The sequence below is a fragment of the Pseudomonas sp. WS 5410 genome (genome assembly GCF_012985645.1).
Lineage (GTDB): Bacteria > Pseudomonadota > Gammaproteobacteria > Pseudomonadales > Pseudomonadaceae > Aquipseudomonas > Aquipseudomonas shahriarae.
Map to the genome: position 1 here is coordinate 43,777 of NZ_JAAQWS010000006.1, position 24,497 is coordinate 68,273.

A 24,497-nucleotide genomic window follows, 5' to 3' on the forward strand; every position below is an offset into this window, starting at 1 on the left:
CGTTTTGTGGTGTTGAAGAAACCCGCGTTCTGGTGACAGGCGCGGGTTTTTTGTTGCGCCTGAGGCCGTCATCGCGGGCAAGCCCGCTCCCACACTTGAATGTGTTCACAGATCGAAATGTGGGAGCGGGCTTGCCCGCGATGACGGCCTGCGCCACACCACAAACCCCAGGCCAATTGCCTCACTCCCCACCACCCGGTAAAGTGCCGCTCCCCCCGCAATGCCCGAGGCAGCCTCCATGACCCAGACCTTTGATATCGCCGTGATCGGCGCCACCGGTACGGTTGGCGAAACCCTGGTGCAGATCCTCGAAGAGCTGGACTTCCCGGTAGGCACCTTGCACCTGCTGGCCAGTAGCGAGTCGGCCGGCGCGTCGGTGCCGTTTCGCGGCAAAAATGTGCGGGTGCGGGAAGTCGATGAATTTGATTTCAGCAAGGTGCAACTGGCTTTCTTCGCCGCAGGCCCGGCGGTCACCTTGAGTTTCGCCCCCCGCGCCACTGCGGCGGGTTGCTCGTTGATCGACCTGTCCGGCGCCTTGCCGGCCGAACAGGCGCCCCAGGTGGTGCCGGAAGCCAATGCCCAGATGCTGGACGGTTTGAAAAAACCATTCCAGCTCGGTAGCCCAAGCCCTTGTGCCACCCATCTGGCAGTGGTCCTCGCTCCGCTGCGGGGTCTGTTGGATATCCAGCGCGTCAGCGTCACCGCTAACCTGGCGGTGTCCGCCCAGGGCCGTGAAGCCGTCAGCGAACTGGCCCGGCAAACCGCCGAGCTGCTGAATGTACGGCCCCTGGAACCCAAATTCTTTGACCGGCAGATGGCTTTCAACCTGTTGGCTCAGGTCGGCACGCCGGATGCGCAGGGCCACACTGCCCTGGAAAAGCGCCTGGTCCACGAACTGCGCGCCCTGCTTGAACTACCGTTACTGAAAATTTCCGCGACCTGCGTTCAAGCTCCGGTGTTTTTTGGCGATAGCCTGAGCGTGTCCCTGCAACTGGCGGGCGCTGTGGACCTGGGCGCAGTGAATCGCGCGTTGGAAGCGGCGCCGGGCATCGAACTGGTGGAAGAGGGCGATTACCCTACAGCCGTTGGGGATGCGGTCGGTCAGGACGTGGTCTACGTGGGGCGGGTGCGTGCCGGCATCGACGACCCGGCGGAACTAAACTTGTGGCTGACGTCAGATAACGTACGCAAAGGCGCGGCGCTTAACGCCGTGCAACTGGCACAGTTGTTGATAAAACACCTTGTGTAAAAGATACTTGGCGGCAATTTGTAGATTGATTCTAGCCAAGCGCTATGCTTGGCCCCATGCAGGAAAAGTTGCGCGTCGGTGAACTATCGGCTCGCCATGCCGAATGGCAGCGGTACCCAACCTTCTCGCCGGCCGAGGAGTGTTCAAACAAAGGATGAGGCTATGGTTCAAGTTCGCAAACTGGTGTTAGCAATAGCGGCCGCCTCGGCGCTGTCCTCCGGTATGGCGCAAGCGCTGCAACTTGGGGAGATGACCCTCAAGTCGAAGTTGAACCAGCCTCTGTCGGTGGAGATCGAGCTGCTCGACGTGGGCGGGCTGACAGCCTCCGATATCGTGCCCAGCCTCGCGTCTTCCCAGGCCTTTGTGGATGCGGGGGTCGATCGCCAGGCGTTCCTCGATGAGCTGACCTTTACCCCGGTGCTCAACCCCAGCGGTCGCAGCGTGGTTCGTGTCACCTCGAGCAAGCCATTGCCCGATTCCTATGTACGCTTCCTGTTGCAGGTGCAATGGCCGAATGGTCGGTTGATGCGTGACTACAGCGTCTTGCTGGACCCGGCCAAGTTCGAGCAAAAAGCCCCTGAGGCCAGCGCCCCGGCACCCCGTCTTGCCCCGCCTGCTGCTGCCAGTGTGACCAAGGCGGCGGAATACACCACGACTTCTCGCGACACCCTGTGGGAAATCGCCGCAAAAAATCGCAATGGCGGCTCGATCCAACAGACCATGCTGGCGATCCAGGCATTGAACCCGGGAGCCTTTGTCGACGGCAACATCAACCGCATGAAGACCGGCCAGGTATTGCGCATGCCGGACCCGGTACAAAGCACCAGTCTGCCGCAGCCCGAGGCGATCGCCGAAGTGACCGCGCAGAATGCGGCCTGGCGCCAGGGGCGTCGTGGCGCTAACAATCAGGCAGCGGGGCGCCAGCAACTGGATGCGACCAAACGTACCCAGGCCGGCGCAGCGCCGTCGCAGACGGCAGCGAAGGACAACCTGAGCCTGGTCTCGGCCGAAGCCGCCAAGGCGGGCGTCAAGGGCGCGGCGGGTGATAGCAAGGCTTTGAACAACAAGCTGGCGGTGACCCAGGAAAGCCTGGATTCGACCCGCCGCGAAAATGAAGAACTGAAAAGCCGCATGACTGACCTGCAAAGTCAGTTGGACAAGCTGCAGCGGCTGATTGAGTTGAAAAACAACCAACTGGCCAAGTTGCAGGCTGAAGGCGGCGCCCCGGCGCAGCCGGCTGTAATCCCTGCCGAACTGGCTGCGGCGCCGACCGCGCCTGCTGCCCCTGCTCCGGCTGCCGAAGCGCCGGTGGTCGCGCCAGTGGAAACCCCGGCTGAGCCTGCGCCAGTGGCCAGCACCGAAGGCAAGTTCAATGACCTGCTGACCAACCCTATCGTCCTCGGGGTGATCGGTGGTGCCGCCGGCCTCCTGGTGTTGTTGCTCCTGCTGCTATGGGCGCGCCATCGCAATGCGCGCCTGGAAGAGGAAAAACACCTGCGCATGGCGCGGGCGCTGGCCGAAGAGCCGGAATTTTCCTCGAATATTGAGCAGGACCTGTCTCTGGACAGTTTCGAGGGCCTTGAAGTCCCGGCGGCAAGCGTCAAGCTGGCTCCAGCTCCAGCTCCAGCTCCAGCTCCAGCTCCAGCTCCGGTTGCCGTGGCGCCGGTGCCAGTGCCTGCCCTGGCGACCAGCATGGCGCCGCCAAGCAAACTGATCATCGAACCCGGTTCCTCCGATGCCCTGGCCCAGGCCCAGTCCCATCTGGACCGTGGTCACTTGAACCAGGCGGCGGCCGTGCTGGAAGAGGCGATCAAGCTGGAGCCCGCGCGCAGTGACCTGCGCCTCAAGCTCCTGGAAGTCTACGGCCAGCAGGGCGACAAGGACGGTTTCGTGACCCAGGAGCGCCAGTTGGTCGCCAATGGCGAGAACCACGCCCAGGTCGAGCTGTTGAAAAATCGCTACCCGGCCATGGCCGTGCTCGCGGCGGGCGTCAGTGCTGCGGTCGCCGCCGCCGCGCTTGATGCGCAGTACGTCAAGGATCTGCTCCAGGAAGAGCCGGCGCCTGCTCCCGCGCCTGAAACCGATGCTTTCGACAATGATTTCGACCTGAGCCTGGATGACCTGGAAGCCGCGTCGCCGGCAGTGGTCGCGCCGGAGCCCGAGGTCGATGACCTGAGCTTTGAGTCGGTGCTGCAGCAGCAAACCGAGGCCAAGGCCAGCCCGGACGATCTGTCCGACTTTGACCTCGACTTGCAGCTGGATGCGCCAGCCTCCCAGTCCGACGATGACTTCCTCTCGGGCCTGGAAGAAGAGATGAAGGACCTGCCGCCGGTCGAGCCGCCCACCCTGACGCCAGCTGCGCTGGATGACTTTGACCTGCCGGAAGACTTCGACCTGTCCCTGGCCGACGAGCCTGCATCATCGAGCAAGCCGGACGCATTCGCCTCGGAGCTTGACGACGTCAACGCCGAGCTGGAACGTCTGTCGCAGAGCCTGGAAAGCCCGTCGATCGAACCGAGCTTCACCGCTGAAGATGCGGCAAAGGGCGACGATGAGCCGGAATTCGACTTCCTGTCGGGTACCGACGAAGTTGCCACCAAGCTCGACCTGGCCCAGGCCTACATCGACATGGGCGATGAGGGCGGTGCGCGTGACATCCTGGCCGAAGTCCTCACTGAGGGTGACGACGGCCAGCGTAGCGAAGCCAAGGAAATGCTCAGCCGCCTGGTGTGATTACCGGCAATTAACGCAGCGGCGGCCTTCGGGTCGCCGTTTTGCATTTAAATGGGGGAGTCGGGCTTGCCCGCGATAGAGGCGACTCGGTCCCTCAGTAAAAACGAGGCGCGGCTATCGCAGGCAACCCAGCGCCCACAAAATGCCCCAGGCCCAGGCCTGGCACTTTATAATGGCCGCCTTTGCGCAACTATCAGGCTCTCAGCTCTTGGCAAATATAGATAACGCGGCCGCCGAAATGGCGGCCGCCGGCTTTTTCAGAATCGCCCTGGGCGTGGAATACAAAGGCTCGCGCTATCGCGGCTGGCAGCGCCAGGCCTCTGGCGTGCCGACCGTGCAGGAAACCCTGGAGAAGGCCCTGTCGAAGGTCGCCGACTCGCCGGTTTCATTGATGTGCGCCGGGCGCACCGACGCGGGCGTACATGCCTGCGGGCAAGTGGTGCATTTTGACACCCAGGCCGAGCGCTCGATGAAGGCGTGGGTCATGGGCGCCAATATCAATCTGCCCCACGATGTCAGCGTCAGTTGGGCCAAGGTTATGCCGGCGCACTTCCATGCGCGGTTCAAGGCGATTGCCCGGCGTTACCGCTATGTGATCTACAACGATCAGATCCGTCCGGCGCACTTGAACGAAGAAATCACCTGGAACCACCGTCCGCTGGACGCCGAGCGCATGGCTGAAGCGGCCCAGCATCTGGTGGGGATCCACGATTTCAGCGCTTTTCGCGCCGGCCAGTGCCAGGCCAAGTCGCCGATCAAGGAAGTCCACCACCTGCGGGTGACCCGTCACGGCAAGATGATTGTCCTGGATATCCGCGCCGGGGCGTTCCTGCACCATATGGTGCGCAATATCGCCGGGGTGCTGATGACCATCGGCACCGGCGAGCGCCCGGTGGAGTGGGCCAGGGAGGTGCTGGAGAGTCGGGTGCGGCGTACCGGCGGGGTCACGGCGCACCCGTTCGGCCTGTACCTGGTGGAGGTGGAGTACCGCGACGAGTTCGAGCTGCCGCAGCGTTTCATCGGGCCACACTTCCTCACCGGTTTCACTGAACTTGGCGGCTGACGCCCGGAAAAGCATTTGTTACCATCCGGGACTTTCCTGGACAGCCCCCTGAGGTTCCGACGATATGTCAGGCGTTCGCAGCAAGATTTGCGGGATTACCCGCATGGAAGACGCGCTGGCGGCAGTCGAGGCGGGGGCTGACGCCATTGGCTTTGTGTTTTATGCCAAGAGCCCGCGGGCGGTAACGGTGCAGCAGGCCCGGGCGATCATTGCCGGCTTGCCGCCGTTCGTGACCACTGTGGGGCTGTTCGTCAACGCCAGCGCCTGCGAGCTCAATGAAACCCTGGATGCGGTGCCCCTGGACCTGTTGCAGTTCCATGGCGACGAAACCCCGGAGGAGTGCGCCGGCTACCATCGCCCGTATATCAAGGCGCTGCGGGTCAAGGCCGGGGACGATATCGCCGCCAGTTGTGCCGCCTACGCCGGGGCCAGCGGGATTTTGCTCGATGCCTATGTCGAGGGCATTCCTGGCGGTACCGGCGAGGCCTTCGATTGGTCGCTGATCCCCCAGGGCTTGAGCAAGCCGATCATCCTGGCGGGTGGCTTGTGCGCTGACAATGTGGCGCAGGCCATTGCTCAGGTTCGCCCGTATGCCGTCGACGTCAGTGGCGGGGTGGAGCAGGCCAAGGGCATCAAGGACTCTGGCAAGATTCACGCATTCATGCAGGCAGTGCGCAGCAGCAGTGGCGCGATGTGACGGCTGGCAGTCTGCCGCCGTCAGTAACTACCACTGTGTAAAACAGGCCGGCGTTGCCCTCGGGCGGCGCCAATGAAGTGGCAACCACGCACTGGCGGGTTGTCTGGAAGGCTGAGGGCAGGTGCAGGAAATGGCTGGTCGAACGTCTGACCCCGTCCTGCAGTTGTTATCGCCACATCAATGAATTTAGCTCAAGGGCATACGCGGGGCTGTGTTCAAGCCACCGGTACTGGAGAAAGAAAGCATGAGCAACTGGTTAGTAGACAAACTGATCCCCTCGATCATGCGTTCCGAGGTGAAGAAAAGCTCGGTCCCTGAAGGTCTGTGGCACAAGTGCCCCTCCTGCGACGCGGTGTTGTACCGCCCGGAGCTGGAAAAGACCCTGGACGTTTGCCCCAAGTGCAATCACCACATGCGTATCGGCGCCCGCGCCCGTATCGACATTTTCCTCGACGCCGATGGCCGTGCCGAGCTGGGCGCTGACCTGGAGCCGGTGGACCGCCTCAAGTTCCGCGACGGCAAGAAGTACAAGGACCGCCTGACCGCTGCGCAAAAGCAGACGGGCGAGAAAGACGCGCTGATCTCCGTCAGCGGCAAGCTGCTGGGTATGCCAGTGGTGGTGTCGGCGTTTGAGTTCTCCTTCATGGGTGGCTCGATGGGCGCCATTGTCGGTGAGCGTTTTGTACGCGCCGCCAACTACGCCCTGGAAAACCGTTGCCCGATGATCTGCTTCGCCGCCTCCGGTGGTGCGCGGATGCAGGAAGCGCTGATCTCGCTGATGCAAATGGCCAAGACCTCTGCGGTACTGGCGCGTCTGCGTGAAGAAGGCATCCCGTTCATCTCGGTCCTGACCGACCCGGTCTACGGCGGCGTTTCCGCCAGCCTGGCGATGCTGGGCGACGTGATTGTCGGCGAGCCCAAGGCGCTGATCGGCTTTGCCGGCCCACGCGTGATCGAGCAGACCGTACGTGAAAAACTGCCGGAAGGCTTCCAGCGCAGCGAGTTCCTGCTGGAGCACGGCGCCATCGACATGATCATTGCCCGTTCCGAACTGCGTCCGCGCCTGGGCAACCTGCTGGCACAGATGATGGGTTTGCCGACCCCGGTGTACGTCGCGCCTAAGGTCGAGCCCATCGTAGTGCCGCCGGTGCCTGCAAACCTATGACCCAACGAACCCTGGGCGAATGGCTCGCCTACCTCGAGCAGTTGCATCCGTCAGCCATCGACATGGGGCTGGAGCGCTCGCAACAGGTAGCGGCCCGCCTTGGGTTGGGGCGGCCGGCGCCGCGGGTGATCACGGTCACTGGCACCAACGGCAAGGGTTCTACCTGCGCTTTCGTCGCCGCGTTGCTGCAGGCCCAGGGCCTGAAGGTGGGCGTCTACAGCTCGCCGCACTTGCTGCGTTACAACGAGCGTGTGCAGCTCAATGGCGTCGAAGCCACTGACGAGCAGTTATGCGAAGCCTTTGCGGCGCTGGATGCCGGACGTGGCGAAACCTCCCTGACCTATTTCGAGATGGGCACCCTGGCCGCGTTCTGGCTGTTCGAGCGTGAGCAACTGGATGTGGTGGTGCTGGAAGTCGGTCTGGGCGGTCGTCTGGATACCGTCAATGTGGTGGATGCCGACCTCGCGTTGGTGACCAGCATTGGTGTGGATCATGCTGACTACCTGGGCGATACCCGCGAATCCGTGGCCTATGAAAAGGCCGGGATCTTCCGCCAGGGCAAGCCGGCGCTGTGCGGTGATGTGGACCCGCCCCATACCTTGCTGGATAAGGTGCGCGAGCTGGATTGCCCGTTTTTCCTGCGGGGCCGGGACTTCGGCCTGGAAGTGGCAGGCGATCGCTGGTCGTGGCACGGTGTCGATGCGCGGGGCCAGGGTGTCGAGCTGCACGACCTGCCGCTGCTGAACCTGCCCATGGAAAACGCCGCGCTCGCCCTGCAGGCCTACCTGTTGCTGGATCTGCCGTGGAATGCCGGGCAGATTGCCGATACCTTGCAGCGTACGCAGGTGGTCGGGCGCCTGGATCGTCGCTCGTTCGAGTGGCAAGGCAAGCGCTTGAACCTGTTGCTGGATGTCGGGCATAACCCCCATGCTGCGCAGTACCTGGCGCGTCGTTTGTCGCTCCAGGCGCCGGCGGGTCGGCGTCTGGCGGTGTTCGGCCTGCTGGCGGACAAGGATCTGGACGGTGTGGTCGCGCCTTTGCTGGGCAGTGTGCAGTCCTGGGCCGTCGCCCCGCTGGATACGCCGCGCACCCGTACGGCGGATGATGTGCAGGCGGTGTTGCAGAACCTTGGCGCGACGGTGACGTCCCATGCAAGCGTAACCGCTGCATTGGAGGCTCAATGCGCGGTGGCAACGGCCGAGGACGAGATTCTGTTGTTCGGATCATTTTATTGTGTTGCCGAGGCGCTTGAGTGGTTGGCCCGGCGCTCCACGGAGGAAGCTGCACATGGCATTACTGGATAGCGCATACAAGCAGCGAATGGTCGGAGCCCTGGTGCTGGTGGCATTAGCGGTGATTTTCCTGCCGATGCTGTTTTCTCGCCAGGACGAGCAGCGCCAGGTTACGGTCGAAGCACCGGCGGCGCCCCAGGCGCCGGTGATGCCGCAGGTCCAGGTCGAGCCGGTAGTGGTGCCTGAGCCGCAGGCGCTGCCCGAGGAAGAACCGGTGCCGACCGATGCGGAAATTGCCGAACAGCAAGCACCTTCGGCGCCGATCCAACCGAGTGTGCCGGTGGTAAAACCTGCTCCTGCTCCTGCGCCTGTGGTTGCCGCCAAGCCGGCTGCACCTGCTCCTGCGCCGAAACCGGTCGCACCGCAGCCCGCAGCCCCGGGCAAGCCTGATGTGGGGCAAAGCCGTATTGATCCGAATGGCCTGCCGATCAGTTGGTCGGTGCAACTCGCCAGCCTGTCCAATCGCGAAAGCGCCGAAGCCTTGCAGAAAACCCTGCGCAGCCAGGGTTATAACGCGTATATCCGAACTGCCAATGGCAAGAATCGGGTATTTGTCGGTCCGCTGATCGAGCGTGCCGAGGCTGACCGCCTGCGGGACTTGCTGGGTCGCCAGCAGAACCTGAAGGGCTTTGTGGTGCGCTTCCAGCCAGAGCGCGGCTGAAACATCCAAATGTGTATGCAGGCTTGTGTGGGAGCGGGCTTGCCCGCGATGACGGTGGACCAGTCGATAGTTTAGTTGACTGGCACGCCGCTATCGCGGGCAAGCCCGCTCCCACATTGGTTTTTGCCTGACTTGAGATGGCCATGGCTTGCCACAACCCATTGATTTGCAATGGACTGCCAAACACCGCTTACCGATAGCCCAGCGCTCTGCTAAAATGCGCCGCCTTATCCGTCTGTAGGCTGCACTGTGCCATTTACCTGGGTTGATTGGGCGATCGTAGCCATCATCGCCATCTCCGCATTGATCAGTCTAAGCCGCGGCTTCGTCAAAGAAGCATTGTCGCTGCTGACCTGGATCGTTGCAGGAGTCGTCGCCTGGATGTTCGGCGGATCCCTGGCCGTTTATCTGGCCGGTTATATCGAAACACCTTCGGCTCGCGTCATCGCGGGCTGCGCCATCATGTTCATCGCCACGCTGCTGGTGGGAGCAATGGTCAATTATCTTATCGGCGAATTGATACGTGTCACCGGCCTCTCCGGGACCGATCGATTTCTCGGCATGGCCTTCGGTGCCGCGCGTGGCGCGTTGCTGGTGGTCGTTGCGGTCGGGCTGTTGAGCCTGGGTCCGGTACAGCAGGATGCATGGTGGCAGGAGTCGAGTCTCGTGCCAAAATTTCTATTGGTTGCAGATTGGTCCAAGAACCTCATATTGGGGTGGAGCAGTCAGTGGCTGGCCAGCGGTATCAGCGTACCCGCTGATCTTCCGTTCAAGGAACATCTCTTGCCCGGCAACGCGCCGCAGTAAGTAGTGTTCAGTCAAGATTCATTAAGTAGGGGTTGCGTCGCATGTGTGGCATCGTCGGTATCGTCGGTAAGTCGAACGTCAATCAGGCGCTGTATGACGCGCTAACCGTCCTCCAGCACCGCGGCCAGGACGCTGCCGGTATTGTGACCAGCCATGACGGCCGGTTATTCCTGCGCAAGGACAATGGCCTGGTACGTGACGTGTTCCATCAGCGTCACATGCAGCGCCTGGTCGGGCATATGGGCATTGGCCATGTGCGTTATCCGACTGCCGGTAGCTCGACTTCGGCCGAAGCTCAACCGTTTTACGTCAACTCGCCGTACGGCATTACCTTGGCGCACAACGGCAACCTGACCAACGTTGAGCAACTGGCCAAGGAGATTTACGAATCTGACCTGCGCCATGTCAACACCAACTCCGACTCGGAAGTGCTGCTCAACGTGTTCGCCCACGAACTGGCCCAGCGCGGCAAGTTGCAGCCGACCGAAGAAGATGTGTTCGCTGCCGTGACTGATGTGCATAACCGCTGCGTAGGCGGCTACGCGGTCGTGGCAATGATCACCGGCTACGGTATTGTCGGTTTCCGCGACCCGCACGGCATTCGTCCTATCGTGTTCGGCCAGCGTCACACCGACGAAGGCGTCGAGTACATGATCGCCTCCGAAAGCGTATCCCTGGATGTACTGGGCTTTACCCTGGTGCGCGACCTGGCGCCAGGCGAAGCGGTGTACATCACCGAAGACGGCAAGCTGCATACCCGTCAGTGCGCGATCAACCCGAAACTCACCCCATGCATCTTCGAACACGTCTACCTGGCGCGTCCGGACTCGATCATTGATGGTGTTTCGGTGTACAAGGCGCGTCTGCGCATGGGTGAGAAGCTCGCCGAGAAGATCCTGCGCGAACGCCCTGAGCATGACATCGACGTGGTGATCCCGATCCCGGACACCAGCCGCACCGCCGCGCTGGAGCTGGCTACCCGCCTGGGCGTCAAGTTCCGCGAAGGTTTCGTCAAGAACCGCTACATCGGCCGCACCTTCATCATGCCGGGCCAGGCGGCTCGCAAGAAGTCGGTACGCCAGAAGCTCAATGCCATCGAGCTGGAATTCCGCGGCAAGAACGTGATGCTGGTGGATGACTCCATTGTGCGTGGCACCACGTGCAAGCAGATCATCCAGATGGCCCGAGAAGCCGGGGCGAAGAACGTGTACTTCTGTTCTGCCGCGCCTGCCGTGCGGTACCCGAACGTGTACGGTATCGACATGCCGAGCGCCCACGAACTGATTGCGCACAATCGTTCGACCCAGGATGTAGCCGACCTGATCGGTGCCGATTGGCTGATTTACCAGGACCTTCCTGACCTGATCGAAGCGGTTGGCGGCGGCAAGATCAAGATCGAGCAGTTCGATTGCGCGGTCTTCGATGGCAAGTACGTGACAGGTGATGTCGACGAGGCGTACCTGAACAAGATTGAGCAGGCGCGTAACGACTCATCGAAGATCAAGACCCAGGCGGTCAGTGCGATCATCGATCTGTACAACAACTGAGTAACTACCGGCCCTGAGGGGCCGGTTTTGTATGTTAAATAAAGAATTTGAGTGAAGGAGTGGCAGCATGAGTCAGGAATGGGATGCCGGTCGGTTGGACAGCGACCTCGATGGTGTGGCTTTCGATACCCTGGCTGTGCGCGCCGGCCAGCACCGCACGCCGGAAGGTGAACACGGTGACCCGATGTTCTTCACCTCCAGCTACGTGTTCCGCACCGCGGCGGACGCGGCGGCGCGCTTTGCTGGCGAAGTGCCGGGTAACGTTTACTCCCGCTATACCAACCCGACGGTGCGCGCCTTCGAAGAGCGCATCGCGGCGCTGGAAGGGGCAGAGCAGGCGGTCGCCACAGCTACCGGCATGGCGGCGATCCTCGCCGTGGTGATGAGCCTGTGCAGCGCCGGTGATCACGTATTGGTGTCGCGCAGCGTGTTTGGTTCGACCATCAGCCTGTTCGAAAAGTACTTCAAGCGCTTTGGCATTGAAGTCGACTACGTGCCGCTGGCGGACCTTTCTGGCTGGAATGCGGCCATCAAGGCCAATACCAAATTGTTGTTTGTCGAGTCGCCGTCCAACCCGCTGGCAGAGCTGGTGGACATCGCCGCTCTCGCCGAAGTGGCGCATGCCAAGGGCGCGATGCTGGTAGTGGATAACTGCTTCTGTACGCCAGCCCTGCAGCAGCCACTGAAGCTCGGCGCAGATATCGTGGTGCATTCGGCCACCAAGTTCATCGACGGCCAGGGTCGTTGCATGGGCGGCGTGGTGGCCGGCCGCGGCGAGCAGATGAAGGAAGTGGTGGGCTTCTTGCGCACCGCTGGCCCGACCCTGAGCCCGTTCAATGCGTGGATTTTCCTCAAGGGCCTGGAAACCCTCAGCCTGCGGATGAAGGCCCATTGCGCCAATGCCCAGGCCCTGGCCGAGTGGCTGGAGCAGCAGGACGGCATCGAGAAAGTCCACTACGCCGGCTTGAAGAGCCACCCGCAACACGAGCTGGCTCAGCGTCAGCAGCGTGGCTTCGGGGCCGTGGTCAGTTTCGAGGTCAAGGGCGGCAAAGAGGGCGCGTGGCGCTTTATCGATGCGACACGCCTGATCTCCATCACCGCCAACCTGGGTGATAGCAAAACCACCATTACCCATCCAAGCACCACTTCCCATGGTCGCCTGGCACCGCAGGAGCGTGAAGCCGCGGGTATCCGCGACAGCCTGATCCGCGTTGCCGTTGGCCTGGAAGACGTGACTGACTTGCAGGCCGACCTGGCTCGCGGGCTGGCTGCCTTGTGATCGAGTGGTCCCTGGAGGCGGCTGGCGTCAGTAATGGCCGGGTCGCGTTGGTGACGGGTGCGGCACGCGGTATCGGCCTGGGGATCGCGGCCTGGCTGGTCAGCGAAGGCTGGCAGGTGGTGTTGGCTGATCTGGACCGCGAGCGGGGCGCCAAGGTGTCCAGGGTGCTGGGCGATAACGCCTGGTTTATCACCATGGACGTGGCCGATGAGCAGCAGGTGGCCCTTGGGGTGGCTGAAGTGCTGGGTCAGTTCGGGCGCCTGGATGTCCTGGTGTGTAATGCCGCTGTGGCCGATCCGCGCAATATCACATTGGATAGCCTGGACCTGGCTTACTGGAATCGGGTGCTGGCGGTGAACCTCAGTGGGCCGATGCTGCTGGCCAAGCACTGTGCGCCCTATCTGCGTGCCCATGGTGGTTCGATCGTCAACCTCGCCTCGACCCGGGCGCGGCAGTCGGAAGCGGATACCGAGGCTTACGCGGCGAGCAAGGGCGGCCTGTTGGCCCTGACTCACGCGCTGGCTATCAGCCTGGGGCCGGAGGTGCGGGTCAACGCTGTCAGCCCGGGCTGGATCGACGCCCGTGATCCCGCGGCGCGCCGTGCAGAGCCGTTGAGTGACGCCGATCATGCGCAGCATCCTGCGGGCCGGGTAGGCACGGTTGAGGACGTGGCAGCCATGGTGGCGTGGCTGCTGTCGCGCAGCGCCGGGTTCGTCACTGGGCAAGAGTTCGTGGTGGACGGTGGGATGAGCAAGAAGATGATTTACAGCGAGTAGGGCGGGTCCTGCGCTTGACGTTATTTTGTCTTTTTCAGAAAAACTTCAAGCAGGCTCTTGACTTAGGTCCGCCATCTGCGTAAATTTCGCGGCCTCAACGAAGCAAAGGGTGATTAGCTCAGCTGGGAGAGCATCTGCCTTACAAGCAGAGGGTCGGCGGTTCGATCCCGTCATCACCCACCACTTCTTGAGAGTTTTGCCTTCGGGCAAGACGCAACGTTAAAGGTTGCACCGACGCGCAGCGGTAGTTCAGTCGGTTAGAATACCGGCCTGTCACGCCGGGGGTCGCGGGTTCGAGTCCCGTCCGCTGCGCCATATTTTCCAGGTCCGATGTTTCGGATTTGAGATTGAACAGCCAAGGCTGCTCAGTCAGATGTTTGAAGGCGGTTGAAGGTGACACTTCAGCAGTCTGAGCGATACGCAGCGGTAGTTCAGTCGGTTAGAATACCGGCCTGTCACGCCGGGGGTCGCGGGTTCGAGTCCCGTCCGCTGCGCCATATCTGTTCCAGGGTCCACTGAACACCCTGAGAGCGCCAAGAAAAGCGTTATGCTTGATTGGATCGATAGCAAAGACCCTGGTCGAAAGACCGGGGTTTTTTGTGTCTGCGATTTGATGATTGGATCTGTAGGAGCCAGCAAGCCGGCTCCTACAGGCTGTTGATCAGAAACCCAGCTTGTCCCGCAGCCCGTAGTACCACGCGCCCAGTGCCGCAAATGGCGTGCGCAGCAGTTGGCCGCCCGGGAACGGGTAGTGCGGCAGGTCGGCAAACGCATCAAAACGCTCTGCCTGGCCTCTGAGGGCTTCAGCCAGTACCTTGCCTGCCAGGTGGGTGTACGTCACGCCATGGCCGCTACAGCCCTGGGAATAGTAGATGTTGTCGCCGATGCGACCGACCTGGGGCAGGCGCGAAAGGGTCAGTAGGAAGTTGCCGGTCCAGGCGTAGTCGATTTTTACATCCTTCAATTGCGGAAAAGCCTTGAGCATCTTCGGCCGGATGATCGCTTCGATGTTCGCTGGATCCCGCGCGCCATACACCACGCCACCGCCGAAGATCAGGCGTTTGTCGCTGGTCAGTCGGTAGTAGTCGAGCAGGTAGTTGCAATCTTCGACGCAGAAATCCTGGGGGAGCAGGCGGTTGGCCAGTTCATCGCCCAGTGGCGCCGTGGTAATTACTTGGGTGCCGCAAGGCATTGATTTGGCCGCCAACTCGGGCACCAGGTTGCCCAGGTAGGCGTTGCCGGCGACGATGATGAATTTAGCCTTCACCTTGCCTTGCGCCGTGTGGACGACAGGGTTGGCGCCACGTTCGATACGCACGGCGGCGGACTGTTCGTAGATGGTGCCGCCCAGGGACTCCACTGCCGCCGCTTCACCCAATGCCAGGTTGAGCGGATGGATATGCCCGCCACTCATGTCCAGCAGGCCGCCCACGTAGTTCTCGCAGGCCACCACCTCGCGGATGCGCCGCTCGTCGAGCAGCTCCAACTGGGTGTGGCCATAGCGTTCCCACAAGCGCTTCTGCGACTCCAGATGACCCATGTGCTTGCTATTGAGCGCTGCGAATACACCGCCGTCCTTCAAGTCGCACTGGATCTGGTACTTGGCAACCCGCTCACGGATGATCCTGCCGCCCTCGAACGCCATTTGTCCCAGCAGTTGCGCCTGCTGGGGGCCGACGCTGCGTTCGATCACGTCGATATCACGGCTATAGCTGTTGACGATCTGGCCACCATTGCGCCCGGACGCACCGAAACCCACTTTGGCGGCTTCCAGTACCGTTACGCGAAAGCCGTTCTCCAGCAGAAACAGCGCGCTCGACAACCCGGTATAGCCAGCACCGATCACGCACACATCGGTTTCAACCTCACCTTGCAGCACTGGCCGCGGAGGAGCCGCATTGGCGGACGCGGCGTAATACGACTGGGGATAGGGGGTGTTCGCCATACTGGAACCTCTGTTTTATATTTTTTACGAGTGCACCGATCCTACCTGAGTTGAAAATGCCCTGCCAGCCACTCGAAAAAGCAGCGCTGCTGATAAAAAATAAAAAATTCGCATATTCATAGGCTTAGCTGCAAAAAAGGTGTTGACACCCCTCGGGAATTCCGTAGAATGCCGCCTCACAGCAGGCACGTAGCTCAGTTGGTTAGAGCACCACCTTGACATGGTGGGGGTCGTTGGTTCGAGTCCAATCGCGCCTACCAAACAAAATCCGCTCTGCTGGGCGGTCTAGAAGGGCTCACCGAAAGGTGGGCCCTTTTTTGTTGCGGTTTGCAAAGGCCTCATTCAAAACGCCAGTTCCGTACCCGTCTCCAGGTCCTCTGATTTTCTTTTCGTCGCGCCTTGAGTGTCTTCCTTCGGGAGCTTCTGTTGCTCGTACAGTATTTTCGGCGACTTCGGGCCCCCGGCCACCCCTAAACACAGCGCCCAATTCAAGGCCGCAGCCAACTCCAAGGCTTGGCAGCCCTGATCAAGCAGGTTTCCCCAAAAGGCCACGCCAGGATTTGAGCGCGCAAATCCTGACGTGACCCTGGTTGGCTTACATCCCCTCACAAACTTTATTGATTTGCAGCAACAATTTTTCTTGTTGGACACCCTCCGCCCCAAGCAGCAAAGATGCCCGCCAGTGACCCTCGACCTACTCGGTCAATAATAAAAATCCGCGTCGGGCTGCCCGTTATCGCTTATCAGCGATGCAGGCGTCGTAGCACGCAATCAAGGACTCAACGCCATGCAAACTGTTGTGAACCTTTGGCCGCTGATTGGCGTGCTCGTCATCGTGGTCGGCTTTGTGTTGCGCTTCAATCCATTACTGGTGGTGACGGCGGCGGCGATTGCCACCGGGTTTGCCGCGCATTTCCCCCTGGAAAAAATCCTCGCCACCATGGGCGATGGCTTCCTGCAGACTCGCGCCTTGCAATTGATCCTGCTGCTGCCCCTGGCCGTTATCGGCCTGCTGGAGCGCCATGGCTTGCGTCTGCACGCACAGAACTGGATTGCACGTTTCGAGCGGGCCACCGTCGGGCGTCTGTTGATCATTTATCTGTTTGTTCGCGAGTCCACGGCGGCGATGGGCCTGACCAGTCTTGGCGGGCACCCGCAGATGGTGCGCCCGTTGCTGGCGCCGATGGCGGAAGGGGCTGCCGAGAAGCGTTTCGGCAAGCTGCCGGACAAGGTGCGGCACAAGGTCCTGGCGATGTGTGCCGCCACGGACAACGTGGGGCTGTTTTTTGGTGAAGATATTTTCGTGGCCTTTGGTGCGATTGCCCTGATGCACACCTTCCTGCTGGGCTCTGGTATTGATGTCGAGCCGCTGCACATTGCGGTCTGGGGCATCCCCACGGCGATTTGTGCGTTCATTGTGCACGCCATCCGTTTACACCGGTTTGACCTAAGGCTGACGCGTGAGCTGACGGCCACTGCGCCCGTTAACGCTCAGCCGGAGGCCGCGCAATGATCATTTCCATTCAATACTTGTACTGGCTTGCCGGCGTTTTGTTGCTGATTACTGCAGGCATGATCCTGGCTGACCGCACCCACCCCAAGCGTTGGTCAACAGCGTTTTTCTGGTTACTGTTCGCCATTCCGTTCCTGGTGGGTGAGCACCTGCCGTCGGTGGTGGTGGGTGTTGGCGTGGTGCTGATGGCGCTGATCGCCGGGCTCGGCGGGGTAGGGCGTGGTACCCATGTCGAGTTGCATGACAAGGAGTCCCGCGCCAGTGCTGGTCGGCTGGGTCATAAACTGTTTATTCCGGCCCTGGCCATTCCGTTGACCACGGTGATCGGCTCGGTGCTGCTCAAGCACACCGAGATTGGCGGCGTGCCGCTGCTGGACCCGAAAAACACCACGTTCGTGTCCCTTGGTCTCGGCTGCCTGATTGCTCTGGGCTTGGCCTGCTGGCTGACCCGCGACACCCCGGTGCAGGCCCTGCGTGAATCGCGACGCCTGACCGAAGCCCTGGGCTGGGCCATGGTGCTGCCGCAGATGCTGGCAATGCTTGGTCTGTTGTTCAACGAAGCCGGCGTTGGCACGGCCGTGGCTCACGTCACCACCACCTACATCAACCTGGATTACAAGCTGGTTGCGGTGATGGTCTATGTGTTGGGCATGGCGCTGTTTACGGTGATCATGGGTAACGGTTTTGCCGCCTTCCCGGTGATGACCGGTGGTGTGGGCGTGCCGGTGTTGGTGGGGATCTATGGCGGCAACCCGGCGGTGATGGCGGCCATCGGCATGTTCTCCGGCTACTGCGGTACGCTGATGACCCCGATGGCGGCAAACTTCAATATTGTGCCTGCAGCGCTCCTGGAATTACCGGACAAAAACGCGGTGATCAAGGCGCAGATACCCACGGCATTGATGATGTTGCTGGTCAATATCGTCCTGCTTTATCTGTTGATGTGAGGTCGAGATGGAAACTGTGTTGCTGTTGGGGTTCGAGCCATTCGATCGAGACCTGATCAACCCGTCCTGGGAGGCGGTGCGCCTGCTGGATGGGGTGCAATTGCAAGAAGGCGTGACCATCGTCGCCCGTCAATTGCCCTGTGCCTTCGCCACTGCCGGCAGCTGTTTGAACCAGTTGCTGGCCGAGCATCAGCCACAACTGGTGATTGCCACGGGGCTGGGGCCTGGGCGCAGTGATATTTCCATCGAGCGGGTTGCGATCAATCTGATTGATGCACGGATCCCGGACAACCTCGGTGCCCAGCCCGTGGATACGGCGGTGACCCCCGAGGGGCCTGCTGCGTACTTCAGCACCTTGCCGGTCAAGGCCATGGTCAGGGCGGTGCGCGAGGCCGGAATCGCAGCCTCGGTTTCGCAAACGGCGGGCACCTTTGTATGTAATCAGGTGTTCTACCGCTTGCAGCATGCCTTGGTAGGATCGGGTGTGCGCAGTGGGTTTATCCATGTTCCGTATCTGCCAGGGCAGGCGGCTGAGCCTCAGCCTTCGATGGCGTTGGCGACAACGGTTGAAGGGCTGAGAGTTGCGGTCCTGGCGGCCTGGAGTACGCCGCGTGATATTGCCGAGAGCGGCGGCCAGGTGTGCTGATGCGCTGATGCGTCATCGTTCGTTTACAAGCTCGGGGCCGATCCGTAGATTGCATCAGGGCCCGACAACGGGCGACGAGTGCAAGAGGAAACCCTGCAGTGTCCGCCAAAGAATCGGCCGTATTTGATCGTCAATACCGTGCATTCCTGTTTGATATGGACGGCACTCTCCTTAACTCCATCGCCGCCGCAGAGCGGGTCTGGGCCGCCTGGGCGCAGCGCCATGGCCTGGACGTCGAGGCGTTCTTGACCACCATCCATGGCGTACGCGCCATCGACACCATCACTCGTCAGGCTTTGCCAGGGGTAGATGCGCAGGCCGAGGCGCGGGGTATTACCGAGGCAGAAATCGAGGACGTGGCGGGCGTGGTGGCGATCCCTGGAGCCGTGACGTTTCTACAGAGCTTGCCCGCGCATTGCTGGGCGGTGGTCACGTCCGCGCCCAAGGCCCTGGCGCTGCGCCGTATGCAGGCGGCAGGGCTGGTGCCGCCGGCCGTTATGGTAACGGCTGAGGATGTAACCAATGGCAAGCCGGATCCGGCCGGTTACCTGCTGGGGGCCAGGCGTTTGGGGGTGCCAATAGGCGAGTGCCTGGTGTTTGAGGACGCGTCGGTGGGGATCCGTGCTGGGGAGGCGGCGGGCGCGGACGTGGTGGTGGTGACATCGACGCATTGGGAGCCGATGGCGACGGAACATCCGACGATTGCCAGTTATGACGGCGTGCGCGTGCAGTGTGATGCGGCCGGCCTGTTGCGTCTGCGGCCTTCTACACCGGCTTGAATGCCGCGCCGCGCCGGGTCAGCAGGATGTTCTCGGCGCCAATCCATTGGTAGCCCAGTGGATCCCTAATGTGTCCATGGATGACAGTGCCCGTGATCAGTTTCAACAGGTAAAGCTCGCGCAGGCCGGCGAGGATTTCCTCGGGCTTGCCCAGCAGTTCGCTGGAAGATTTCGGCTTATCTATTGAAAGTTGTTCGATCAAGGACTGTAGGTTTTTAGCGTTATGTTCTATGTCCATATCGATAACGTTTTTTATGAAGTGTAAGGGTATGGGTGCTACCGGGGCGGATAGTTCCTCATATTTCAAGTAGAGGATCCAATCGGTGCGTCAGGAGGGGGATTTCTGACGAGCGTGACGAAACGCACGGCGGTTGAGTTTTCGCTGGATCGCAGACTGAATGGGCTTGAGGCAGAAGCAGAACAGATAACCACCGAGAAACAGCGCCAGGTCAGGCCATGTATCGGCATCCTGCGCGGTGGTGCTGCCTTCCATGTACAGCCTGAGGCCGTATCCGATTGTCACAAAACCCAGGGCAATCAGTAGGGCGATCATCCAGGATTTGCAGGTGTAGGGCTCTTTGCGGGATCGCCTCATCAACGCGCTCCGAAGGCACTGTAAGGTTTTGTTACGTTCCTGGAGGGGTTTGTCTGCGATACGGTCAGCAAGTTCCGTGGCTGAACCTGCATGCTGACAACCGGTGGCAGGGCCTGGCGCGAGCTGCGCTGATCACGGGATACCGTAGACAGGCCAAGGGGGCTTTCGCCAGCCGTTACAGGGGACGAGCGGGCTGGCTACTGGGGAGGCTTCAAGGTGTTTCGCGTTTGTCCGGTGCAGTCAGGCCTGCCTGGATGCGCTGGTAAATCTCTTCGCGATGCACGGCAACATCCTTGGGAGCATTGATGCCGATTCTTACTTGCTGGCCGCTAACGCCCAGAATGGTGATCGTAATGTCATCACCGATATTTATGCTTTCACCGACTTTGCGGGTGAGTATCAGCATGGACTTCTCCTTGATTGCTTTGAAGGACGCATGTTTCTAACAGGGCGGATGTCGGTTATGTGTAGCTTACTGTGAAGCGCTTCCCTGTGGCTGCCTCTTTTAGGACGCATGGAGGCGGCATTAATTCCCATGGCGCCATCATACAGGTCTGGGAAACATCCTTCGCAATGTTTAAGCCAACGTTTATGACGGCCAGAATAGACAGTGAATGATAAAGTTGCCTCTTTGAACCTTAAAGGGGCAGGGCAGTGCGTAAAGTAGCGATGGCAATTGTGGTATTGGCGTTGGCCGGATGCGGTGACGGGCCCAATCTCGACACCCCCCGAGACAAGGCTGAAGCCGCCAAGGCCCAGGCTCCTGCGGTTGCCGCTGTGCAGTGGGATATCCTGGTGCGCTCGCCCGACAATAAATTACAGGCGCTGACCGACCTGACCGCCTGGTTGCTGGAAAACGGCTTCACATTCTATCTGGCCAAGGAAGACGGCAAGGATCTGGTGCTGCTGGGGCCGTTCGCCAGCAAGGCCGAGGCTGAGGCCCGCCAGGTTCAGTTGCAGGAAAGACTGGTGAAAAAGAAGAAGACCGACGCCGAGTCGCTGGTGATCGAGCACAAGGCCCGCCCGTAATACGGTGGTTGGCGGGATCCGTGGATCCCGCTCATGTTTATCCGCAGGCTTTCAGGTTCACCGGGCCGACGAACTCATTACCACGCCCCATCACGCAGGCTACGGTTTGATTGCGCTGGCGCTCCCAGGGCTGCACGGGATAGGTACGGTTCCAGGCTTCATACAGTTGGCGGTCCTGTTTCGACAGGCGCAGGCCGTATTGTTTACTCATGTAGAAATAAGTACGGGCGATCATGCCGCGGATGGATGGCCTGGGCATGACTTTCTTGGCCTTGAAGTCCACCTGGGTCAGGCATGAACCATATTGCCCGCTCTGCACCGGCAACCAGCCAAAACTGAAGTTGTTGCGATCGCCATTGACCTCGCCGATGCTCGGTACCAGGTTGTGCAGGTCAGCTTCAGCGCGTTTGAAGACGGTGTCGGTGCGCGTGCAGTTCTTGCGTCCGCCGTCTTGCCAGCACTGGCGTTGATGGCCGATCTGCCAGGCCGGGACAATGTGCTCCCACTCGATGCGCGCCGCCCGGTTGGCGTTTTTACGCGGAACGTAGCCGCAGGCTTTCAGGTCGACCCGGTTACCCGTGTACTTGCAGCCGCAATAGAACTCAGTGGATTGCGGGGCGTAGAGTTTCCAGGCGATTTTCTTGGCTTCACTGAAGGTGCGTGGGGCTTGGGCGTGGGCGGCGGTAGCAAAAAAAACACAGAACAGGGCGATAAAACGGACACTCATTGACTCAATCTTCCTTCGGTACGACCCAGAAAATCTGCACGCCGCCATCATCGCGATAAGCGAGGGTGACGTTGTCGTTTTCTGCGATTTCCTCCAGTAGTCGTGCCCACTCGTCCTCGGGTTCCTCCGGCAAACGGAAAATCAACGCGGCCTTGTTTTTTTGGGCGTTGGTGGAATTGATGATTTTTTGCACACGGATCGCCAGGCGTTGATAGGCGTCGGGCGGTGTCGGTGCTGCAGAGGAGGGCTTGGCCACGGAGGAGTCCTTAATTAGCTGTACGAACATACAGTATTTAACTGTGAGTAAATTCGCAACTGCTTAAAATTCAAGAAGTCCGTGTGACAACGGTTTACGCGGATTGGTGTACAGCGAGGATTTTTTGCAGGAGCCGACAACGACCTGTTGTCCCTGTCGGCGCCTACAAGGGTGTTAGCGGTGTGTCAGTAACTTAGTATTCCCAGAACATCCGCTGCAGTTCCTTGCTGTCCTGGGTCTTGGTCAGGGCGACCATGGCCAGGATGCGGGCTTTCTGCGGGTTCAGGTCATGGGCCACAACCCAGTCGTATTTGTCGTCAGGCTGCTCGGCATTGCGCAGAACGAAACCGCCGGCATTGACGTGGGAAGAACGAATGATTTGCACGCCTTCCTTACGCAGTTCCTGCAGGGCCGGTACTACCTTGGCCGGTACCGAGCCATTGCCGGTGCCGGCATGGATGATGGCTTTGGCGCCAGCCTGGGCCAGGGCTTTGTAGGCGGTGTCGCTGACGTTGCCATAACCGTAGGCAATTTCAACGTCGGGCAGGCTCTTGATGTTCTTGATATCGAACTCCGAGTTCATGGTGTGACGCTTGGCCGGCTGGCGGAACCAGTAGGATTTGCCCTCTACGACCATGCCCAGTGGGCCCCAGGCGCTTTTGAAGGCCTCGGTCTTGATGTTGATCATCTTGCTGACATCGCGACCCGATTGGATCTCGTCGTTCATGGTCACCAGGACGCCTTTGCCGCGTGCGTCTTTGCTGCCGGCAACAGCCACAGCGTTGTACAGGTTGAGCATGCCGTCGGCCGACATGGCAGTGCCTGGACGCATGGAGCCCACGACCACGATTGGCTTGTCGGTTTTTTCCACCAGGTTGAGGAAGTAGGCGGTTTCTTCGAGGGTGTCGGTGCCGTGGGTGATCACGATGCCGTCCACGTCTTTGCTGTCGGCAAGTTCTGCGACACGACGACCCAGTTGCAGCAGGTTTTCGTTGGTGATGCTCTCGGAAGCAATTTGCATCACTTGCTCGCCGCGCACGTTGGCGATCTGGCTGAGCTCCGGAATGCCGGCGATCAGTTGTTCGATACCCACCTTGGCCGCCTGGTAGGTGGCGCTGTTGGCCGCGCTGGCGCCAGCGCCGGCAATGGTGCCGCCAGTGGCCAGCACGACTACGTTGGACAGTTTGGTCTTGGATTCAACTTCCTTGGCCTGGGCGGCCACGGGGAAGAGCAGCAGCAGGGCTAAAGCGCCCGGAACAAAGTTCTTGAGTGCAGATTTCATTATTTTTCTCTCTAGTTTTGATGAGTGCTTGTGCAGGTTCATCCAGAACACCCCGGGCTGCGCTGAGCGCCACAAGGTGCTGATTAAGAGCAGGATTTGTACCAGCGGGATTTTGTTTGGGGTTTGATTTTAACTTATTGATTTAAATCATATTTTTTGATGTTGCGTGATCTCTTGGCTTCAGCTCGTGTCCGAATATCCGAACGCAGGGGGCTGTGGTGTTCGGTTGTCCGAAAATCGCCCTGGGAAAATCAGCAGCATCCTTCTGAGGTGTTCCTGCCGATCTGTCGTTTTTAGAGAACGATCACCCCGCCCGGATGTTTAGCCTGGAGCTGGTCGAGCTGTAGGGCAGGAGGTAGAGCCAACGAAGAAAAAGCCCTTTTCTTTCGTTGACAAAATTCGGCAGCCTTCGCATAGTTTGTTTAGCGCAAACGTTTGCGAGGTGTTTCACGGCACTCGGTGAGTGAAGTGAAGGTGCAGGCGTTGCTCACAATAATCATAAGATCGGAGTGAACCCATGAAGCTTCCATTCGCTGGACGTTTGCTTGCTGCCGCCGTGCTGGCTGCCGCATCCGCTGCCCTGCCTCTCTCCTCTGCATTCGCTGATGACACCGCCGCCAAACCCAAGGTCGGCCTGGTGATGAAATCCCTGGCCAATGAGTTTTTCGTCACCATGCAAGACGGTGCCAAGGACTATCAGAAAGCCCATGCCGCCGATTTCGACATGATCACCAACGGGATCAAGAACGAAACCGATACCTCGGCGCAGATTGATATCGTCAACCAGATGATCCTCGCCAAAGTCAACGCAATCGTCATCGCACCCGCCGACTCCAAGGCGTTGGTCAACGTGCTGAAGAAAGCCTCCGATGCCGGGATCAAGGTGGTCAACATTGATAACCGCCTGGACCCTGAAGTGTTGAAAAGCAAAAACCTCGAGGTTCCCTTTGTAGGCCCGGATAACCGCAAGGGTTCGCGTCTGGTCGGCGAGTACCTGGCCAAACAGCTGGCGAGTGGCGATAAAGTCGGCATTATCGAAGGCGTCCCGACCACCACCAATGCCCAGCAACGCACCGCCGGGTTCAAGGACGCCATGGGTGCGGCCGGTATGAAGATTGTGTCCGTGCAGTCCGGTAACTGGGAAATCGACCAGGGCAACAAGGTGGCGGCGGCCATGTTGAGCGAATACCCGGACCTCAAGGCGCTGCTGGCCGGTAACGACAACATGGCCCTGGGCGCCGTTTCAGCGGTGCGCGCAGCGGGCATGGCGGGCAAGGTCCAAGTGGTTGGCTACGACAACATCGCTGCGATCAAGCCAATGCTCAACGACGGTCGCGTCCTGGCCACCGCCGACCAGGCGGCTGCCCAGCAAGCCGTATTTGGTATCCAGAATGCGCTGAAGTTGGTCAAGGGCGAAAAAGTCGAGTCCGTGGACGGCGTGATCGAAACGCCGGTAGAGCTCGTCCTCAAGCAATAACCCCTGGCCGCGCACTACAGCGCCCGCTCACA

The 24,497-nt window shown here is 60.4% G+C and carries 24 protein-coding genes and 4 tRNA genes; 21 read left to right on the top strand and 7 right to left on the bottom strand.

The window, feature by feature from the left end; translation table 11 throughout:
* Positions 1 to 238 precede the first annotated feature (238 nt).
* From HBO24_RS10915 to HBO24_RS10980, 14 genes are all read left to right on the top strand, one after another.
* Positions 239 to 1,249, top strand: coding sequence for an aspartate-semialdehyde dehydrogenase (locus HBO24_RS10915; RefSeq protein WP_057960178.1), 1,011 nt, complete (start codon positions 239 to 241; stop codon positions 1,247 to 1,249).
* Positions 1,250 to 1,411: 162 nt separating this feature from the next.
* The gene (locus HBO24_RS10920) at positions 1,412 to 3,982 is read left to right on the top strand and encodes a FimV family protein (protein ID WP_170059685.1); all 2,571 of its coding nucleotides are present in this window, start codon (positions 1,412 to 1,414) and stop codon (positions 3,980 to 3,982) included.
* 238 nt (positions 3,983 to 4,220) lie between these two features.
* Positions 4,221 to 5,045, top strand: a complete 825-nt coding sequence (truA, locus tag HBO24_RS10925; RefSeq protein WP_057438609.1) for a tRNA pseudouridine(38-40) synthase TruA — start codon at positions 4,221 to 4,223, stop codon at positions 5,043 to 5,045.
* 64 nt (positions 5,046 to 5,109) lie between these two features.
* Entirely contained in the window at positions 5,110 to 5,742 is a 633-nt protein-coding gene (locus tag HBO24_RS10930) for a phosphoribosylanthranilate isomerase (RefSeq protein WP_057438610.1), read from the top strand.
* 244 nt (positions 5,743 to 5,986) lie between these two features.
* On the top strand, positions 5,987 to 6,907 hold the full coding sequence (gene accD, locus HBO24_RS10935) for an acetyl-CoA carboxylase, carboxyltransferase subunit beta (protein WP_038442050.1): 921 nt from the start codon (positions 5,987 to 5,989) through the stop codon (positions 6,905 to 6,907).
* Entirely contained in the window at positions 6,904 to 8,211 is a 1,308-nt protein-coding gene (gene folC / locus HBO24_RS10940; protein WP_115128632.1) for a bifunctional tetrahydrofolate synthase/dihydrofolate synthase, read from the top strand. Before accD ends, folC begins: the two co-directional genes overlap by 4 nt.
* On the top strand, positions 8,195 to 8,860 hold the full coding sequence (locus HBO24_RS10945; protein WP_057438612.1) for an SPOR domain-containing protein: 666 nt from the start codon (positions 8,195 to 8,197) through the stop codon (positions 8,858 to 8,860). Before folC ends, HBO24_RS10945 begins: the two co-directional genes overlap by 17 nt.
* A 249-nt stretch (positions 8,861 to 9,109) precedes the next feature.
* Positions 9,110 to 9,667, top strand: a complete 558-nt coding sequence (locus HBO24_RS10950) for a CvpA family protein (protein WP_057438613.1) — start codon at positions 9,110 to 9,112, stop codon at positions 9,665 to 9,667.
* Between the two features lie 41 nt (positions 9,668 to 9,708).
* Entirely contained in the window at positions 9,709 to 11,214 is a 1,506-nt protein-coding gene (gene purF / locus HBO24_RS10955; protein ID WP_057438614.1) for an amidophosphoribosyltransferase, read from the top strand.
* A 67-nt stretch (positions 11,215 to 11,281) separates the two neighbouring features.
* On the top strand, positions 11,282 to 12,493 hold the full coding sequence (locus HBO24_RS10960) for an O-succinylhomoserine sulfhydrylase (protein WP_057438615.1): 1,212 nt from the start codon (positions 11,282 to 11,284) through the stop codon (positions 12,491 to 12,493).
* A gap of 11 nt (positions 12,494 to 12,504) precedes the next feature.
* A complete protein-coding gene (locus HBO24_RS10965) occupies positions 12,505 to 13,269 on the top strand; it encodes an SDR family oxidoreductase (RefSeq protein WP_170059763.1) in 765 nt (254 codons plus the stop codon).
* A 107-nt stretch (positions 13,270 to 13,376) separates the two neighbouring features.
* A tRNA-Val gene (locus HBO24_RS10970) sits at positions 13,377 to 13,452 on the top strand.
* A 55-nt stretch (positions 13,453 to 13,507) separates the two neighbouring features.
* Positions 13,508 to 13,584: transfer RNA gene (locus HBO24_RS10975), tRNA-Asp, on the top strand.
* Between the two features lie 105 nt (positions 13,585 to 13,689).
* A tRNA-Asp gene (locus HBO24_RS10980) sits at positions 13,690 to 13,766 on the top strand.
* 164 nt (positions 13,767 to 13,930) lie between these two features.
* On the opposite strand, the gene HBO24_RS10985 is transcribed toward HBO24_RS10980, so the two are convergent.
* Positions 13,931 to 15,214, bottom strand: a complete 1,284-nt coding sequence (locus HBO24_RS10985; protein WP_057438616.1) for an FAD-binding oxidoreductase — start codon at positions 15,212 to 15,214, stop codon at positions 13,931 to 13,933.
* A gap of 183 nt (positions 15,215 to 15,397) precedes the next feature.
* Here HBO24_RS10985 and HBO24_RS10990 point away from each other — a divergent pair.
* From HBO24_RS10990 to HBO24_RS11010, 5 genes are all read left to right on the top strand, one after another.
* A tRNA-Val gene (locus HBO24_RS10990) sits at positions 15,398 to 15,474 on the top strand.
* Between the two features lie 527 nt (positions 15,475 to 16,001).
* The gene (locus tag HBO24_RS10995; RefSeq protein WP_170059686.1) at positions 16,002 to 16,727 is read left to right on the top strand and encodes a DUF969 domain-containing protein; all 726 of its coding nucleotides are present in this window, start codon (positions 16,002 to 16,004) and stop codon (positions 16,725 to 16,727) included.
* Positions 16,724 to 17,674 (top strand): DUF979 domain-containing protein, encoded by a 951-nt coding sequence (locus HBO24_RS11000; protein ID WP_057438618.1) that lies wholly within the window; start codon positions 16,724 to 16,726, stop codon positions 17,672 to 17,674. The genes HBO24_RS10995 and HBO24_RS11000 overlap by 4 nt, the downstream gene beginning before the upstream one ends.
* A 7-nt stretch (positions 17,675 to 17,681) precedes the next feature.
* A complete protein-coding gene (gene pcp / locus HBO24_RS11005; RefSeq protein ID WP_120733619.1) occupies positions 17,682 to 18,320 on the top strand; it encodes a pyroglutamyl-peptidase I in 639 nt (212 codons plus the stop codon).
* Between the two features lie 98 nt (positions 18,321 to 18,418).
* Positions 18,419 to 19,099 (top strand): HAD family hydrolase, encoded by a 681-nt coding sequence (locus HBO24_RS11010; RefSeq protein WP_170059687.1) that lies wholly within the window; start codon positions 18,419 to 18,421, stop codon positions 19,097 to 19,099.
* Here HBO24_RS11010 and HBO24_RS11015 read toward each other — a convergent pair.
* From HBO24_RS11015 to csrA, 3 genes are all read right to left on the bottom strand, one after another.
* The gene (locus HBO24_RS11015; RefSeq protein WP_057438620.1) at positions 19,086 to 19,406 is read right to left on the bottom strand and encodes a hypothetical protein; all 321 of its coding nucleotides are present in this window, start codon (positions 19,404 to 19,406) and stop codon (positions 19,086 to 19,088) included. The genes HBO24_RS11010 and HBO24_RS11015 overlap by 14 nt on opposite strands.
* Before the next feature lie 21 nt (positions 19,407 to 19,427).
* Entirely contained in the window at positions 19,428 to 19,694 is a 267-nt protein-coding gene (locus HBO24_RS11020) for a hypothetical protein (protein ID WP_057438621.1), read from the bottom strand.
* A gap of 211 nt (positions 19,695 to 19,905) precedes the next feature.
* Complete coding sequence (csrA, locus tag HBO24_RS11025; RefSeq protein ID WP_007920550.1) at positions 19,906 to 20,100, bottom strand: carbon storage regulator CsrA; 195 nt, start codon at positions 20,098 to 20,100, stop codon at positions 19,906 to 19,908.
* 248 nt (positions 20,101 to 20,348) lie between these two features.
* Here csrA and HBO24_RS11030 point away from each other — a divergent pair, with 248 nt between their 5' ends.
* Positions 20,349 to 20,723 (top strand): SPOR domain-containing protein, encoded by a 375-nt coding sequence (locus tag HBO24_RS11030; protein WP_115128626.1) that lies wholly within the window; start codon positions 20,349 to 20,351, stop codon positions 20,721 to 20,723.
* Between the two features lie 37 nt (positions 20,724 to 20,760).
* On the opposite strand, the gene HBO24_RS11035 is transcribed toward HBO24_RS11030, so the two are convergent.
* From HBO24_RS11035 to HBO24_RS11045, 3 genes are all read right to left on the bottom strand, one after another.
* On the bottom strand, positions 20,761 to 21,450 hold the full coding sequence (locus HBO24_RS11035; protein WP_057438623.1) for an endonuclease I family protein: 690 nt from the start codon (positions 21,448 to 21,450) through the stop codon (positions 20,761 to 20,763).
* A 4-nt stretch (positions 21,451 to 21,454) separates the two neighbouring features.
* Positions 21,455 to 21,706, bottom strand: coding sequence for a DUF1654 domain-containing protein (locus tag HBO24_RS11040; RefSeq protein WP_057438624.1), 252 nt, complete (start codon positions 21,704 to 21,706; stop codon positions 21,455 to 21,457).
* A 193-nt stretch (positions 21,707 to 21,899) separates the two neighbouring features.
* Positions 21,900 to 22,988 (bottom strand): asparaginase, encoded by a 1,089-nt coding sequence (locus HBO24_RS11045; RefSeq protein WP_057438625.1) that lies wholly within the window; start codon positions 22,986 to 22,988, stop codon positions 21,900 to 21,902.
* Between the two features lie 517 nt (positions 22,989 to 23,505).
* On the opposite strand from HBO24_RS11045, the gene HBO24_RS11050 reads away from it, so the two are divergent.
* Positions 23,506 to 24,465: a sugar ABC transporter substrate-binding protein gene (locus HBO24_RS11050; RefSeq protein WP_057438626.1), complete on the top strand. Its 960-nt coding sequence runs from the start codon at positions 23,506 to 23,508 to the stop codon at positions 24,463 to 24,465.
* The last annotated feature ends 32 nt before the right edge of the window (positions 24,466 to 24,497 follow it).